This window comes from Streptomyces sp. VRA16 Mangrove soil, from assembly GCF_017377775.1.
Taxonomy (GTDB): domain Bacteria; phylum Actinomycetota; class Actinomycetes; order Streptomycetales; family Streptomycetaceae; genus Streptomyces.
On sequence record NZ_JAFVLN010000004.1, the window covers coordinates 91,020 to 107,313 of the forward strand.

The window sequence follows — 16,294 nt, forward strand, 5'->3', positions numbered from 1 at the left end:
ACCACCCCTGAGACCCACCACACCTCACAGGAAAGGCAGGATCGTCCATGTCCCCGACCCCGCATCTCTCCCGCCGCGGGCTGCTGGCCGCCGGCGCGGCCGCGGCCGCGCTCCCGGTGCTCTCCCCCTACGCCGCGTCCGCCGCCGGTTCCGGACAGGCCAGGGCCCCGTACCGCTTCCGCAACGCGGAGATCGTCGGCGGCGGTTTCGTCCACGGCATCGTCTTCAACCAGCGCGAGCCCGGCCTCGTGTACGCCCGCACCGACATCGGTGGCGCCTACCGCCTGGACACGGCGACCCGGCGGTGGATTCCCCTCACCGACTGGATCGGCTGGGACGAGTACGGGCACACCGGCATCATCAGCATCGCCACCGACGAGGTCGATCCCGACCGGGTCTACCTGGCGGCGGGCACCTACACCCTGCCCGACTGGGATCCGACCATGGCGGCGATCCTGCGCTCGACCGACCGCGGCCGTACCTGGAAGACCACTCCCCTGCCGTTCCGCCTGGGCGGCAACATGCCCGGCCGGGGCATCGGCGAACGTCTCGTGATCGACCCGAACCGCAACAGCATCCTGTACCTCGGCGTGCGCGGCGGCCACGGCCTGTGGCGCAGCACCGACCACGGCAAGACCTTCGCGCAGGTGACCGCCTTCCCGAACGTCGGCAACTTCGTCCCTGACCCCTCCGACCCCGACGGCTACAACGGCGACAACCTGGGAGTGCTGCAGGTCGTCTTCGACCAGCGCACCGGAAGACCGGGCAGAGCCACCCGGACCCTGTACGTCACCGTCGCCGACAAGGACAACATCCTCTACCGGTCCACCGACGCGGGAGCCACCTGGCAGCGCGTCCCCGGCCAGCCCACCGGATACCTGCCGCACCACGCCGTGTTCGACCACGAAGGCGGCTACCTGTACCTCGCCACCAGCGACACCGCCGGCCCCTACGACGGCTCCAAGGGCGACGTGTGGAAACTCGACACCGCCACGGACACCTGGACCCGGATCAGCCCCGTCCCCTCCACCAGCGACGAGAACGCCTACGGCTACAGCGGCCTGACCATCGACCGGCAGAACCCGCGGACCCTGATGGTGTCCACCCAGGTCAAGTGGTACCCGGACTGTCTGCTCTTCCGGTCCACCGACGGCGGCGCCACCTGGAGCCGGATCTGGGACCTGGACGCGAACGGGCAGCGCACCTTCCGCTACGACATCGACATCTCGGACGCCCCCTGGCTGACCTGGAACGCCTCCCCCGAGCCGCCCGAGAAGGCACCGAAGCTGGGCTGGATGATGGAGTCCGTCCAGATCGACCCGTTCGACTCCGACCGCTTCCTGTACGGGACCGGTGCGACGATCTACGGCGCCGACAACCTGACGGACTGGGACGACGACGGCACGGTCCATCTGTCCGTGCGGGCCCAGGGGTTGGAGGAGACGGCGGTCCTGTGCCTGATCAGCCCACCGGCCGGGCGCGCTCATCTCTTCTCCGGCATCGGCGACGTCGGCGGTTTCCGACACACGGACCTGAACAAGGCACCGAAGATGTACGACACCCCGACGTTCGGCAACACTCCGGCCCTGGACTTCGCGGAGCTGGCGCCGCACACCATCGCCCGGGTCGGCTACCCCACCAGCGGCTGGACCCAGCACTTCGCCGTGTCCACCGACGGCGGCGACACCTGGAAGCCGTCCGGCGACGAACCGTCCGGCCTCACCGGTCCAGGTGTCGAGGACCAGGCCGTGGCCGTCGGCGCCGACGGCCGGCGGATCGTCTGGTCACCGGCCGGGGCACCGGTCAGCTGGTCCGACGACCACGGCGCGACCTGGACCGCCGCGAAGGGGCTGCCGGCGGGGGCGCCGGTGCGCTCCGACCGGGTGAACCCGGCGACGTTCTACGCGTACTCCTCCGGCGGGTTCTACATCAGCACCGACGGCGGTGAGAACTTCCGGCGTACGGCTGCCACCGGCCTGCCCACCGATGGAAACGTCCGGTTCAAGGCGGTGCCGGGCCACGAGGGCGACATCTGGCTGGCCGGCGGCACCGCCAAGGAGGGCACCTCCACGCCGTACGGCATGTGGCGCTCGACCGACTCCGGAACGGCCTTCACCCGGATCGAAGCGGTCGACCAGGGCGACGTGGTCGGCTTCGGCAAGGCCGCACCGGGCGCCACGTACCCCACGGTGTTCACGAGCTCCAAGATCCACGGAGTGCGCGGCATCTTCCGGTCCGACGACGCGGGCCGCACCTGGGTCCGCGTCAACGACGACCGGCACCAGTACGCCTGGACGGGCGGCACCCTCACCGGAGACCCCCGCATCCACGGCCGTGTGTACTTCGGCACCAATGGACGGGGGGCCGTCTACGGCGACCCGGTCTGACCTTCGCTGAGCGCGGACAGTGTGACGGCTGGGTGGCCCGGACGAGACACGGGCCACCCAGCCGTGCGTCGAACCCCCGGCGCCTGCCGTCAGGTCCTTGCGCCAGAACCGCTGGAGACCGACGAAGGCGAGGACGGACGGCAAGGAGAGTTCTACTTCGACAAGACGAAGCAGTGACATGCGCTGATCGGGCGCCCGGCGGCGAGGTGGGGACCGCGCCGCCAGACGCCCTGGGGGTGGGGTTGATCAGCGCCGCAGGCTCAGGACGCCCGGCCGGTACGGCAGAGCGTCGTACGGGGCGTCCGAGTTCGGGTCCTTGCCCTGGTAGAGCAGCTGGAGGTTGCACGGGTCGACGGTCATCGTCTGATCCGGGTTGGAGCGGATCAGGTCGCCGTGACTGATGTCGTTGGTCCAGGTGGCGCCGCTGTTGGCCTTGCCCGCGAAGGGGTTGGACTCGGTGGCGGCCTGCGGGGTCCACGACCCGCCGAGGCTGGTCGCCGTGAAGGAGCGGAAGTAGCGGTTCTCGTTCGCGCCCCGCGCCTCGACGATCATCAGGTACTGATCCTGCCCCTGGACCTTGTAGACCTGCGGCGCCTCGAAGAGGTTCTTCACGGTGTCCGTCATGACCGTGGTGTACGTCGAGCCGAAGTTGCCGGGGAAGTTCCCGATCGGCATCGACGCCCGGTAGATCTTGCCGTTGTCACCGGCGAAGAAGAGGTACATGTTCTGGTCGTCGCCGATCAGCGTCTGGTCGATCGGACCGGTCCCGGCGTCGGGCAGCTTGCCGGTGAACAGGGCCTGCGGCGCGGACCAGCCGTTGGGGTCGGTCGGGTCGCTCGACGTGCGGTAGCTGAAGGGCGAGGCGCCCCACTGGTAGGTGAGGACCCAGATCTTCTTCGGCGCGAAGTAGAAGAGGGTGGGCGCGACCGCGTTCTGGCCCATCTTGGTCTGCGTGGCCTTGCCCATGTCCGACCAGTCGGTGAACGGGGCGAACGCCATCGACCCGTACGAGGTGCCCGTGGACATCGACCCGTAGACGAGGTGCTTGCCGTTGTAGGTGACGTGCGTGAAGTCCTTCAGCGAGGCCCAGCCGTTCGCCGGCTGCGCGAGGGCACCGGTCGAGCTCCACTTGTACGAGGACGGAAGGGCGCACGTGCCGCCGGCCGTCCCGGACGGGGCGGACCACTTCTGGTTGTCGGCGTTCGCGCAGGTGTAGAGCTGGATCTTGGTGCCGTTGGACGTGCTCGCGCCGATCGCGTCGAGGCACTTGCCGGACTGCACTCCGCTGATCGAGCCGTTGGAGTTGATGTTCCACTGCTGGTTGGCGCCGCCGTTGCAGTCGTAGATGACGACCTCGGTGCCGTTCGCCGTGCCCTTCGCCTTCGCGTCCAGGCACTTGTTGCCGAACACCTTCAGCTGCTTGGCCGCGGTGTACGTCCAGCTCTGGTTGGGCTGCCCGGAGCAGTCGTAGAGCTGCACCTGGGTGTTGTTGGTGGTCGAGGAGCCCGGGACGTCGAGGCAGCGACCCGAGGCCACGCCCTTGATCGGTCCCGTACCGGCACCCGGGTCGGCCGGCTTGGTGCCCGAGGCGGCGTTGAACGCGTCCTTGACGGCGGTGTACGCGGGCTTGGGGTTGCCGCTGCCGTCGAAGAGCAGCGGCTTCTCGTCCGCCCTCCACGAGTCGCTGTCCCGTACGCCCCACACCGTGATGCCGGTGCAACGCGCCACCGCCAGGCAGGCGTTGACCGCGGCCGCGTAGTTCGTGGCGGAGGCCTGCGCGATGTCCAGCTCGGTGATCTGCACGTCGACACCGAGGGCGGCGAAGTTCGCGAGGGTGGTCCTGAAGCTCGCCGGCGGACCGCCCGCCGAGAAGTGGCTCTGGAAGCCGACGCAGTCGATCGGGACGCCGCGCGCCTTGAAGTCCTTCGCCAGGCGGTAGACGCCCTGGGTCTTGGCGGCCGACCAGTCCTCGATGTTGTAGTCGTTGTAGCAGAGCTTGGCGGCCGGGTCGGCGGCGCGGGCGGTGCGGAACGCCTCCTCGATGAAGCCGCTGCCGAGCACGTTCTTGAACACCGAATCGCGCAGCGCGCCGCCGGCGCCGTCCTGGAATGCCTCGTTGACGACGTCCCAGGCGTAGATCTTGCCCTTGTAGCGGCCCATCGTCGTCTTGATGTGGTTGTTCATGACGCTGCGCAGCGTGGTCGGGTCGTTGATCGCCTTCACCCAGTCCGGCAGCTGCGAGTGCCACACCAGGGTGTGTCCGCGCAGCCGCTGGCCGTGCTCCAGGGCCCGGTCGGCGATCTTGTCGGCGGCCGCGAACCGGAAGTTCCCGCGGGACGGCTCGACGGCGTCCCACTTCATCTCGTTCTCGGGAGTGATCATGTTGAACTCCCGGTCGGCGATCGACGTGTACGACGAGTCGCTCAGCCGTCCGGCGGCTATCGCGGTGCCGAAGTACCGGCCCGAGGGGGAGGCGTCGGTACCCAGCCCCGCGGCTCCGGCGGAGTTGGGCAGGAGCGTCACGGCACCGGCCACCAGCGCCGAGGCGGCCGTACCGATCATCAGGGTCCGGCGAGGCCGGCGGCGGAGCCGGTGCAGACCCTTGCGGGGTTCGTCCGTGTGTCTGGTCATGGGGGGGACTTTCTTCAGGGGACAGAACAGCGGGGTACGCCGTGGTGGGCGCCCTGAAGAGGAGGCTGTGGCGGGTGGGACCGCGTAACGAAAAACATCCGTGCGTACGCGGTGACGAATCTCGCGGCCGAAAAACGTTATGCCGCGCTCATGTCGCGGGTCCGCGCACGAGGAACGACGCCTGCCCGGTGAAGGTCCGGGTGCCGTTGAAGCCGTCGAGGCGGATGCCGCCGTCGCGTGGACGCAGGGCGGACCCCGGGTAGTTGTGCGCGCGCAGGGTCACGGACCCGTCGACCGCCCCGGGCCGCGGGCAGAAGGTGGCGTCCTCCCGGAACAGTCGGCTGCCGTCGTCGGTGCTCAGCCGTAGCCGCAGGTAGTTGTGGCGCAGATACCGGCCGTCGGCGGCCCGGAAGGTGACGCACCGGCTGTCGGCGAGCCCCTTGACGACGGTGAAGGTCCCCCGCCGCCGCGCCTGCTCACCGCTGCCGAGTACGGCGAAGTCCCCTGCGTACGTCACGAACCGGCCGGGCTGGTCCACGGATTCCAGCGATCGCGCGCCCAGCGGGACGACGGCCGGCAGCGCGGACGGACCGGACGCAGGCGGCGCGGTGGCGGACGGACCGGACGTGGACGGACCGGACGTGGGCGAGGCGGTGACACCGGGCACCCGGTGCTCCGGCTCGGGCCAGGCCACGTACGTGGCGGTCCCGGCGACGAGAACCCCACCGGTGGCGAGCGCCGCCACCGGATGGGCGGTGAGCGCGTGGAACTTGCCGAGCAGGCCCCCGCCTCCCGCCGCCGTCATGCCGGCCGCCGTGGCCGTGCCCGAGAGCAGGCCCTTCGCGGTCAGCGCGGCCAGGAGCGTGGCGGGAACGGCGAGCGGCGCGACGCTGAGCAGCAACAGCTCGGCCGGGACCCGGTCGGTCGCCGTCGCCGCGCAGGTCGGACAGCCGCGGGTGTGCCGCGCGATCCGCTTGCGCCACACCGAGGCGGGAACCCCGTCCCAGCCGGCGACGGTCCCGTTCAGCCCCGGACACCGCGGGTCGGCCGCCAGCGCGGCGACGATCGTCCGGCTCAGTTCGAGCTGCTCGCGCATGCGTTGCAGGCGTACGCCGGTGTGGGCGACGCTCAGTCCCGTCGCGTCGGCGATGTCCTGCCGGGTCAGTAGCCCGGCGCACTCCTGCCACCACAGCGAAAGGAGCACCCGGTGCTCCGCGTCCAGCCAGCGCCCGGCCTCGACGGCCTGGCCGCGTTCGTCGGACAGGCGCAGCCGCAGGATCGTCGCGTCCTCCAGCGGGGCACCGGCGTCGGGCACCGCAAGCGCCTCGTCGATGAGCGTCGTCCGGTCCTCACGGGCGCGCTGCCGCTGCCAGTAGGTGGTGATCTGCCGCAGTGTGATCGACACCAACCAGGACCGGAGACTCTCCGGGGTCCGCAGGGCGGGCAGGTCGCGCATCGCGCGCAGCAGGGTCTCCTGCACGACGTCGTCGACGTCGACGTGACCACTCAGCGCGCGCCCCACAATGTTGTACAACAACGGCAGATACGCGGAGACCAGTTCCTCGCGCGCCCGCCGGTCACCGTCTTGTGCTGCGACGACCAGCCGCGCGTGATCCGCGTCCATGAGCACCGTGCCCGCCTCTTCAAGGGAGAGATCCGCCGAGTAAGGCGGAATACCTTAGCGGCGGCGACGGGCTCGTCCGCCACCGCCCCTCGGCTCCATGGGGTGCGCGGATCGGCGCCGCGCGCCGGCCGTTCGGCCCCGGCCAGACCATCCCCGCCGGACCGACCCCGGCCGTGCGGCACTCGACGCCGCCGCCCTCGGCATCGGCCTAGGAATGGTTGAACGCGCCCCGTGCCCGAGTCCGCTGCTTCAGCTCGATGAGGGTGGCCACCGCGCGCAGCCAGGTGGCCGCGGTGTCGTCGACGGGGACCCCACCGTCGAGGTCGCTGCCGGTCCGCAGCCACTCCCGTACGAGGCCGGCCGCCTCGGGGCGGGGCAGTGGCTCGGGCAGCTGGGTGGCGTGGGCGAGGCCGCCCGCGCGCACGGTGTCGGCGAGGAAGGCAACCGAGCGCGGCTCGGTGCCCAGGCGGTCGAGGACGACGGCCGCGGCGACGGCGCCGTCGCCGAACAGGGCGGTGCGCCGGGGGCCGGCTTCGGCGGTGAGCCCGTCGCTCAGCAGGGCGGAGATGTCGAGCCGGGCCAGCTCGTCGTCCGTGCGGTCCGGCGGGTGCGGGGCGTGGTTCATGGCGGGGCCTCGGGGTCTCGGCTCAGTCGACGGTGACGGTGTACGTGATGCGCCGGGGCGCCAGGGTGGGGGTGGCCGTCGGCGTGCTGGGGGTGGCGGAGGGACTGGTGGTCCCGGGGGGCCGGTCGGCGGTGTTGCCCTGGCAGGTGGTGAAGGTGCAGTGCAGCAGCGTGAACCGGGTGGTGCCCTTGCCCTTGGCCTCGAAGGTGAAGGTGAGCCTGCCGCTGGAACCGGGCGCCGAGTCCTTCGCCGCGGCGTACTTCTGGCCACGGCTGACCAGCACCGCGCTGTCGGGCCGGGGGTCGACGAGGTACCAGTAGTCGCGGGTGGACGCGTTCTGGCCGACGGTGAGCGTGAAGCGCTCGCCCGGCGCGGCCGTGATGCGGGTGTCCTTCACCGGACGGCTCGTCGTCCCGTCGCCGGTGCCCGAGGAGTGCCGTGCGGTGGCCGCGGGGGTGTCGGACGGCTCGTTTGCACCGGAGCCGCAGCCCGTCGCCAGGGCGAGCACCGCGACGGCCGCGACCGCGGCACCGCCGCCCCGGCTACTGCTGCGGAAGATAGACGCTGTACGCATTGGGGAGATCACTGTCGGAAGCCTTGCCCATGTGGCCGTTGATGAAGTCGTCCTCGCTGACCCAGGTGGTCTCGCCCCAGGGGTTGTAGACCTGAAGCATGTCACCTTCCTGGGCGATGATGGTCATGGCGTGGGCGCCCTTGTCGCCCGAGACGTCGACCGGCACGGGGTGCCCCTGGGCCACCGAGTTCTCGACGTCCGTGAGGACCGCCCTGCGGTCGGCGGCACTGTTCAGGTCCTGCCGCTGGTAGTCGCTGCCGGTCGCGCGGCCGACCTCGTTGTCGTTGATCCGTTCCTGTCCCTCGGGGCCCATGCCGCCCCAGTTCTTGCCGCCGTCGCCCTCGGTGTGCAGCCGGTGCTGTTCGGCCACCAGGCGCTGTTTGAAGGCCTCGGGGTCGTCCTGCTGTCCGTCGGGGCCGCCCGTGAGTTCGAGCGCGTAGACGGGATCGACCATGGCACGGGAGGTGACGGTGGACGACGCCACACAGGTGCCCTCGGAGCCGTCGCCGCCCTGGATCCAGCGCTGGCCGTCGAAGGAGACCTCGTCCTTGTTGTTGTTCGAGCCGTCCGGCGCCAGGCCCTCGTCGTCCATGCTGTCCGAGGCGGTGACCACCGGCGTGAGGTGCCGGCTCATCCAGGCGGGGTCCTTGCCGTGGATCTTGTTCTGGAACGTCTGGATCTCGTCGACACTGTGCCCCGCGGCCAGCGCCTTCATCAGATAGGCCCGCTCCTGCGGGCTGTCCGACGTCGCCAGCATCCGCTCCATGGCCATCTCGTCGTCGAGGCTGAGCAGGTCCATCCGCGTCGAGGCGCGCTCCAGGTCGCTCGCCGTGAGGATCTCGTTCAGCTCGGCGTCGGCGCCCGCGACCCCCGTGTCGGCGAGCATCAGCTTGTCCGCGGGGGTGAGTTCGCTGGTCTGCATCTTTCCGGCGCGCGCCTCGGAGGCCCACTTGTTGAGGTCGCGGGCCGCGACGCGGGTGGCCTCCTGGGCGTCGGAGACGGCGCCGTGCATCAGGTCGACCGCGTAGGAGCCGAAGTGGGCGGCGTTCTTGCGGTCCCACTCCTCCTCGTCGTTCTCGTGCAGGTCGTCGAAGAAGCCGTCCCGGCCGCCGAGCATCTTCTTCTGCTCCAGCAGTTGTCCGCGGCCCTGTTCGTCCTTGCGCTGGGCCGCGCCGATCGCGTCGGACAGCGTCAGCAGCACCGAGGCGCATCCCTGGAACGCCTCGCGCATCTGGTCCACGGACCGCGCGGCGGCGCTCACCACGTCGGAGGCCAGCACGCTCGTGTCGCCGACCCAGACTTCGGACAGGCTCTTGCGTCCCACCCGGTCCACCTGGTCGTGGACGCCGCTGACCGCGTCGATCTGGCCGCGGTAGAGCATGGCCAGGCTCTCCAGCTCGCCCGGGTCCCCACCGGGTCGCGGCACGGACAGGGCGTCGTCGATGAGGTCCAGGACCTCGTTCTTGCTGCCCGCGGCGAGCAGCTTCTTGGAGAGTCCGGCCAGCCAGTCGAGGCGGACGGAGGGCGAGTCGACGGGGTTGAAGAAGAACGACATCGTCCCGCCTCTCAGTAGCTCGAAAGCGACGAGGCGCGGCCGCTCTGCGGTGAGGTGTCGGTCAGGCCGCTCTCGCCGCCGGAGGGCACGGTGTGCACATCGGCCCGTACCCGGCTGTCACTGCCGTGGTAGGACGCCTTGGCCAGCTGCACCTTGCCGCCGAGTTCGTGCAGCGCCGACGCCACGGTCTTGGTCTGTGCCTCCCACGCGGTCACGAACGCGTTCAGCGCCGACGCGGCGTCGTTGCCTCCGGTGTCGGCGTAGGAGTAGTGCGTGCGGGACTTCACGGCCGAGCTGACGCCGTCCATGTCGGTTCCCGCGTCGTCGAGTTGCCGGGCCTGCCCGGTCATTCCCGCCTTGACCTGGTAGCCGTCCGAGCCCACCGCGTCTCCCCCGCATTACCCGCGACCGGGTGTGTTCGATCCTGATCGCGCGCAGGCTAACACGCACTCCATATGAGCAGTTCATCATCCGGGTGCCGTACACGGCTCCTCCACATCGTGCGCATCCGCACGCTCGATCCGGCCTCCCATGAGCGCGGGTCCGTCAGCCGTGGAGGGTGACGCGGGGCGAGCAGCCGTACTCGGCGCGGTAGACGGCGGAGAAGCGGCTCGGGTGGAGGAAGCCCCACCGGGCGGCTATCCGGGTGACGGTGTCGCCGCGCAGCGGGTCGGCCGCCTTGAGCTCCGCATGGACGGACGCGAGGCGGACGCGTCGCAGATGGGACAGCGGGGTGGTGTCCAGGTGCCGGCGAAAGGCGTACTGGAGGGCGCGGGGCGTGACGCGGGCGGCGGCGGCGATGTCGGCGAGACCTATGTCGGTGTGGGCGTGTGCATCGATGTAGGCCAGAGCGCGGGCCGTCACCGACGTGCCGGTGTCCCGTGTGTCGACGCGGGACGGCTCCTGGCCGACGTGGGTGTTGGGGAAGACCTGAAGGGCCGTACCCGCCAGCAGCCGGGCCAGCGGACCGATGAGCAACGGACCCGCCTCGTCGCCCAGTTCGGCGACGCCCGCGGCGTGGCCGCGCAGACGTTCCCAGTGAGCGGCGCGTTGTCGGTCGACCGGGGTGAGGCTCGTGAAACGCAGCGGGCGGCCGCGGCGCGGGTCGACGATGGCAGCGGCCCGTGCGAGCAGGTCCGCGCCGAGCGTGACGGCGGCCGCGTACACGTCCGTCGTGAACCCGGAGCACGGCCGTCCCGGCACATGGCCGACGAAGACGTCCCCCGCCGCGAAGCGGCCGTGCTCACCCTCCGAACTGCGCTGGGCCCGACCGGCGTCGACGCTGACCACGACGAGGCTGTCGTGCGGCTCCTTGGTGAATTCGAGGTGCGCGGGCAGCGCCATTTCGTTGTACGCGAAGGAGTCGGCGTCGAAGCGCCGCATGCGGTATTTCCCGCCCCCGGGCCGGTCCACGGCGCGGAACCGCTGACCGTACGCGGCGTGCAGCAGACGCTGGGCCTCGTCCCCGGACTCCGTCCGCCTCTCGGTCAGTCGCGCCGGTACGTCGCTCACGGTTCCGACTCCGATTCAGACGCTCGGCGCGCACGTACCGCCGGACGGGCAGGGGACGTGGCACGTTACCCGAAGCGCCGGGAACGGCGCCGGAGTTCGGCCGCCCCGCCCTGGGCCGGGCGGCCGGTTCAGGACACGCCCGCACGTCCTTGACCGGATCGCCTCCGGTTCACGGCGAGGGAAGCGGTGACCTGTTCTCGGTGATCTCTTGGGCGATCTCCGTGATCTTGCGCCGGTGCGAGCGGGCGTGGTTGCGCAGCAGTGCGAAGGCGTCGTCGAGGGGGATGCCGTGCAGGACCGAGAGCATCCCTTTGGCCTGCTCGATGACGACACGGCTGTCCAGTGCGTGTTCCAACTGCGCGATCACGGCGAGGTTCCGGAGTACCTGTCGCTGGAGGAACAGCACACTGGCAGTCATCTGCGTGAGCGTGCGCGCCAGGTCCAGGGTCCGCGCGTCCAGAGGCAGTCCCGTGCCGTTGACCAGCACGAGCGAGCCGACCGGGCCATCGGGGACGGCCAGCGGCAAGGCGGTGACACGGCCGATTCCGAGGGCCCTGGCGCGCGGTACCCAGCGGGGCCAGCGCACCAGGGCCGGGCGGGGCGTCACGTCCAGATCGACGATCGCCCGTCCGGTGGTGCACGCGGCGTGTCCGGGGCCTTCGGCCCAGGCCGCCTCCTCGGCCGTCAGCGCACGCAGCTCCCGGCTCGTCGCCTCCGTCCGTGCGGCCGCACCACCGCACGACACACAGTGCACAGCCGCTCCGTCGACGTCGGCCAGATACCGGACGCTCTCCACGAACACGGCCAGAACCCGCTCCACGCCCGCGGGTTCACGGCTCGCCTCCCCTGTCAGTCGTGCCGCCGCCGAAGCCAGTTCGACGTCTCGCAACACCACGGCCTCCTCGGGCACACCGAGCCGCAGATCGGCTCCCCGTCCCCATCATCACGAGCGGCCCCTCGTGGCGCTGCCCGAAAAACGAACGGACTCCTTCCCCCACCGGGGGATTGTCCGCAAAACGCGGTGGGGATCGGGAGCAGGCGGCGACGCCACCGGTCGACGGGGCCCGGCGTCGCCCGTGCCGGGTGGCGCGGGTCCGACCGGGACGGCGCAGGGTGCCCGGCAGGAGTGCGCTTCGCCGTCCTGCCAGGGGAGGACACCGTCATGGCGATCGTCGACGCCGCCCGGTCGTTCGCGGCCCGTGTCGCGCGGCAGTTGGTCCGGGTCACCGTTCTGGACATGGCGACCCGGCTAGCCGCCCAGGCGTTCCTCGCCGCGCTGCCGATGCTCATCGCCGTCGCCTCGTTCTGCCCGACGCCGGTGCGCCACGAGATGCGGCGCTCGCTGCACACCCTGGTGGGCGCCGACGGAGCCGTGGTGGCGCAGCTCGACACCCTGACCGACGGCGGCGACGCGGCCCTGCACAGCTGGGGCGCGGTCGGAGTGCTCGTGGCCCTGGTGTCGGCGACCTCGTTCACCCGCGCCCTCCAGCGGATGTGCGAACGCTCCTGGGAACTGCCGCGCTCCGGCGTGCGGTACGTGGCCTGGCGCTGGGCAGTGTGGCTGATGGTGTGGATCGTGATGCTGGTGCTCCAGGGCTCGCTGCACCGGGCGTTCGGCGCGGGAGCCGCCCTCGGGGTGGTGCTGCAGCTGGCCGACACGGTGCTGATGTGGTGGTGGACGCAGCATCTGCTGCTCGCGGGCCGGGTACCGTGGCCGCCGCTGCTGCCGGGGGCGCTGCTGACCGGCGCCGGGGTGGTCGCGTACTGCTCGGCCTCCGCCCTGTGGCTGCCCCGCGCCCTGCGGATGAGCGAACAGCGCTACGGCGCGCTCGGCTCGGTGTTCACGCTGCTGTCGTGGCTGATCGTGTTCTTCACCGTGGTCGTGGGCGGGGTGGCGATCGGCCGGGTCCTGGCGCAGGAGGAGCTCGTCCGGCGGTGGCTCGGCGCAGGGCCCGGACCCGGCGACGCGTCACCCTGACTCGGCGCGCACCCGCCCCTCCTCGACCGCCTTGCCGAGCGCCGCGCAGTCCCGCTCGTTCTGGTCCGCGTACGCCTCCGCGAACCGGGCGATCGCCCGGTCGAAGGCGTCGGAGCGGCCGAGGTACGCGGCGATCGCGATGCGGTCGCCGGAGCGGGCGTGGGCACGGGCCAGACTGACGCCGCAGGTGCGGCCGAACAGGCGCATCACCTGGGGGCTCATCAGGTCGGCCTGTGGGATGGCCTTCCAGTCCCGCAACTGCCGTATGTAGAAGTCGCGTTCGCTGCCGTCGATGCCCTCGACCCGCTCCCAGCCGAGGAACATGTCACCGGCGGCCTGCATCAGCCGCTGGCCCGCGACGACCCGCTCGCCCTGGTTGGCCTGGGCGGCGGCGCCCGCGAACGGGGCGAGAACCGAGGTCTGGGCCTCCTTGGCCTGAAGCAGCAGCGGATCGTCGGCGTCGCGGCCGAGCAGCAGGATCACCCAGCAGCGGGTGCCGACGCTGCCCACGCCGACGACCTTGCGGGCCATGTCGACGACCCGGTACTGGGCGAGCAGCGCCCTGCGGTCGGCGGGCAGCGACTGGGCGTACCGGTCGACCAGTTGACGCAGCTGGTCCTCCAGGTGCTTGCGCTCGACGCCGGGCAGCAGGGTGTCGAGCGGCGCGATGAGGGGCGGGTCGGGGGTGATGCGCAGCTCGCCGTCGACGACCGCGGCCAGTTTGTCGAGGGCCTGGAGGTGGTCGCGGGTGCGGGCCTTGGTGAGCGCGGCGGACATCCGGCGGCGCGAGCGGGCGTCGATGCGGGCGGAGAGCGTCGCGTACAGCTCGTCGGCGTCGATGCGCGCGTACCAGACGTCCAGGGTGCGCATCCCGGCGAACTCCTCCATCGCCCTGCGGTACGCGGCCACGGTCGCCCGCACCACGCGGGTGCGTTGCGCCGTGCCGAAGCCGTTGCCGCGGCCCGCGATGGCGAGGCTGGCCGCGAGGCGTTTGACGTCCCACTCCCAGGGGCCCGGCAGGGTCTCGTCGAAGTCGTTGATGTCGAACATCAGGCGCCGCTCCGGGGAGGCGAGCAGCCGGAAGTTCAACAGGTGCGCGTCGCCGCAGAGTTGGGCCCGCAGGCCGGTGGCGGGCGTGGTCGCGAGGTCGGCCGCCATCAGGGCGGCGGCGCCCCGGAAGAAGCGGAACGGGGACTCCGTCATGCGGCCGTAGCGCAGGGGCACCAGCTCGGGCAGCCGGCTCCCCGACTGGTCCTCCAGGATCTCCACCGGGTCGGGCCGGTCCGCGGCGGGCGCGAACACGCCGTGGGCGGAGCGCGGGACGCGGGAGCGGGCGGCCCTGCCCCGGCTCGCCCGCTCCCGCGGGGTGGCGTGCTCGTACGTGGTCGTGGTGGTGTCGGTGCCGTTCATGGCGTACTCCCCTCGCGGCTCCCGGTCCGGCGCGCGCCGGTGCCGCGGACACTGGACCGGGCCGGCTCCCCGGGCGTCACCCCGGCCGTGTGAAGTCGCGCCGCGACTCGCCTGTCAGGGGTGAGGAGCGGCGGGTGCGCAGGCCGCAGACTGCCCGTCATGGAACCGAAGATCGCTGGACTGCGGAGGCGACGACGGCTGGCGCGCGCTTGTCTGCTCTGCGCGCTGGCCGCGCTGGTGGTGCTCGGCGTGTTCGCCGGGCTGCGGACGTTCGCGCTGCTCGGGGTGGGGCTCGCCGGAGTCGCGGTCACGCTCGCGGGTGTGTGGTGGGTCCTCAGCCGGCGCGGTGTGCCGCGGTATCTCGCGGTGCTGCTCGCGGTCGGCGCCCCGGTGTGGGTGCTGGTGGCGTACGCGCGGGCCGACCTGCTCTGGGTGGTGCTGGTGTCGGGGGCGCTGTGGCTGCTCGCGGCGTACACCGGGCGGGCGGCGCTCACCCCGGGCGTCGCCCCGGCCGCGATGGCGGAGCGTCCGGCGCCGGAGTTCCGGCGCGCGGTGCTGATCATGAACCCGCGGTCCGGTGGCGGGAAGGTGGAACGGTTCGGGCTGCGCGAGAAGGCCACCCGGCTCGGCGCCGAGGTGGTGCTGCTGGACACCGAGGGGCCCGGCGGGACGGACGTCTCCGCGCTCGCCCGGGACTGTGCCGCGCGGGGCGCCGACCTCCTCGGCGTGGCGGGCGGCGACGGCACCCAGGCCCTGGTCGCCGAGGTCGCCGCCGAGCTCGGCCTGCCGTTCCTCGTCATCCCCGCGGGCACCCGCAACCACTTCGCCCTCGACCTCGGCCTGGACCGCGACGACCCGGCGCTCGCCCTGGACGCGCTGCGCGACGGGGTGGAGCTGCGGGTGGACCTGGGGCGCGCGGGCGGCAGGCCGTTCGTCAACAACGTCTCCTTCGGCGCGTACGCGGAGGTGGTGCAGAGTCCGGCGTACCGCGACGGCAAGACCCGTACGACCCTGGAACTGCTGCCCGAACTGCTGGTGGGGCACCGGGGCGCGCGGCTGACCGCGCGTGCCGGGGAGCACACCTTCGACGATCCGCAGGCGCTGCTCGTGAGCAACAACCCGTACGGCGAGCACGACGTGGCGGGGCTCGGCCGGCGCACCCGGATCGACGGCGGCGTCCTCGGCTGCGCCGGCGTGCGTGTGACGAGCGCCGCGCAGGCGGCCGGGCTGCTGCGCGGCAGCCGGGCCACGGGGCTCGACCGGGCCCAGGCGACCGAGGTGACCGTCGACGCGGACCGGACGGAGCTGCCGGTCGGCATCGACGGCGAGGCGGTGCGGCTGCCGGTGCCGGTGCGCTGCGAGGTCAGGGCGGGCGTGCTGCGCGTGGCGGTGCCCCGGCACCGGCCCGGCGTCTACCGGGAGCGGCCCGCCCTCGACTGGCGCACGATCGCCGAACTCGGCCTGACGAACCGGAGCTGACGCCGTCGGCCGCCCGGCTACATCGGCGCCCCGTACACCTTGTGCGCCTCGCGGCGCCCGTACGTCGCCAGCGACCAGATCACCAGGACGTCGAGGATGATGATGATCGCCGACCACACCGGGTGGTAGGGCGTGAAGAAGAAGTTCTGCAACGCGCTCAGGGCGGCGACGGCCATTCCGACGATCCGGGCCCAGGTGCGGCCGCTGAACAGGCAGAGGGCCGCCCCGAACATCACCACGCCGGTGATCATCTCGATCCAGCCGCGCACATTGGTGTCGAAGTCGTACGCGTAGTCGTTCTGGGCCTGGTAGTAGTTGTCGTTCAGGATCTCGGAGAGCCCCGCGATGGCGTGGAACCCGCCGATGACGCCCAGGACGCACGCCGCGAAGACGACGCCGCCGAGCCCCATCACACTGACGTGGGGCTCCTGTTCGGGTGCCCCGGAGCCCGGGGGGTGGTCCGGTGAGATCTGCCCGGCCATGTCCGTCGCCTCCTCGTCACGGGTGTGTGTCCCGTCG

Annotated in this window: 13 protein-coding genes; 3 read left to right on the forward strand and 10 right to left on the reverse strand. The window is 71.8% G+C overall.

The annotated features are described in order from the left end of the window. The first annotated feature begins 47 nt into the window (after positions 1–47). Positions 48–2,387, forward strand: a complete 2,340-nt coding sequence (locus J3486_RS12710; protein WP_207820377.1) for a sialidase family protein — start codon at positions 48–50, stop codon at positions 2,385–2,387. A 246-nt stretch (positions 2,388–2,633) separates the two neighbouring features. On the opposite strand, the gene J3486_RS12715 is transcribed toward J3486_RS12710, so the two are convergent. The 8 genes from J3486_RS12715 to J3486_RS12750 all read right to left on the reverse strand — a co-directional run bounded on the left by J3486_RS12715 (position 2,634) and on the right by J3486_RS12750 (position 11,800). Further along, the gene (locus J3486_RS12715) at positions 2,634–4,949 is read right to left on the reverse strand and encodes a non-reducing end alpha-L-arabinofuranosidase family hydrolase (protein ID WP_207820771.1); all 2,316 of its coding nucleotides are present in this window, start codon (positions 4,947–4,949) and stop codon (positions 2,634–2,636) included. A 217-nt stretch (positions 4,950–5,166) separates the two neighbouring features. Continuing rightward, positions 5,167–6,642, reverse strand: coding sequence for a sigma-70 family RNA polymerase sigma factor (locus J3486_RS12720; RefSeq protein WP_207820378.1), 1,476 nt, complete (start codon positions 6,640–6,642; stop codon positions 5,167–5,169). A 208-nt stretch (positions 6,643–6,850) separates the two neighbouring features. After that, entirely contained in the window at positions 6,851–7,267 is a 417-nt protein-coding gene (locus J3486_RS12725; protein WP_207820379.1) for a hypothetical protein, read from the reverse strand. Between the two features lie 22 nt (positions 7,268–7,289). Beyond that, positions 7,290–7,841: a protease inhibitor I42 family protein gene (locus J3486_RS12730; RefSeq protein ID WP_207820380.1), complete on the reverse strand. Its 552-nt coding sequence runs from the start codon at positions 7,839–7,841 to the stop codon at positions 7,290–7,292. Next, positions 7,810–9,396 (reverse strand): peptidoglycan-binding protein, encoded by a 1,587-nt coding sequence (locus tag J3486_RS12735; RefSeq protein WP_207820381.1) that lies wholly within the window; start codon positions 9,394–9,396, stop codon positions 7,810–7,812. The genes J3486_RS12730 and J3486_RS12735 overlap by 32 nt, the downstream gene beginning before the upstream one ends. An 11-nt stretch (positions 9,397–9,407) precedes the next feature. After that, positions 9,408–9,779, reverse strand: coding sequence for a hypothetical protein (locus J3486_RS12740; RefSeq protein WP_207820382.1), 372 nt, complete (start codon positions 9,777–9,779; stop codon positions 9,408–9,410). Positions 9,780–9,942: 163 nt separating this feature from the next. Further along, complete coding sequence (locus tag J3486_RS12745) at positions 9,943–10,908, reverse strand: helix-turn-helix transcriptional regulator (protein ID WP_307804789.1); 966 nt, start codon at positions 10,906–10,908, stop codon at positions 9,943–9,945. Positions 10,909–11,077: 169 nt separating this feature from the next. Next, complete coding sequence (locus J3486_RS12750) at positions 11,078–11,800, reverse strand: GAF and ANTAR domain-containing protein (RefSeq protein WP_207820383.1); 723 nt, start codon at positions 11,798–11,800, stop codon at positions 11,078–11,080. Positions 11,801–12,070: 270 nt separating this feature from the next. On the opposite strand from J3486_RS12750, the gene J3486_RS12755 reads away from it, so the two are divergent. Next, positions 12,071–12,886 carry a YhjD/YihY/BrkB family envelope integrity protein gene (locus J3486_RS12755; protein ID WP_207820384.1) on the forward strand — a complete coding sequence of 272 codons (816 nt, stop codon included), beginning with the start codon at positions 12,071–12,073 and terminating at the stop codon, positions 12,884–12,886. Here the strand turns inward: J3486_RS12755 and J3486_RS12760 are convergent. Next, complete coding sequence (locus J3486_RS12760) at positions 12,878–14,296, reverse strand: DUF2252 domain-containing protein (protein ID WP_207820385.1); 1,419 nt, start codon at positions 14,294–14,296, stop codon at positions 12,878–12,880. The genes J3486_RS12755 and J3486_RS12760 overlap by 9 nt on opposite strands. A 159-nt stretch (positions 14,297–14,455) precedes the next feature. On the opposite strand from J3486_RS12760, the gene J3486_RS12765 reads away from it, so the two are divergent. Continuing rightward, positions 14,456–15,775, forward strand: a complete 1,320-nt coding sequence (locus J3486_RS12765; protein WP_207820386.1) for a diacylglycerol kinase family protein — start codon at positions 14,456–14,458, stop codon at positions 15,773–15,775. A 17-nt stretch (positions 15,776–15,792) separates the two neighbouring features. On the opposite strand, the gene J3486_RS12770 is transcribed toward J3486_RS12765, so the two are convergent. Continuing rightward, on the reverse strand, positions 15,793–16,257 hold the full coding sequence (locus J3486_RS12770) for a hypothetical protein (RefSeq protein ID WP_207820387.1): 465 nt from the start codon (positions 16,255–16,257) through the stop codon (positions 15,793–15,795). Positions 16,258–16,294: the final 37 nt, after the last annotated feature.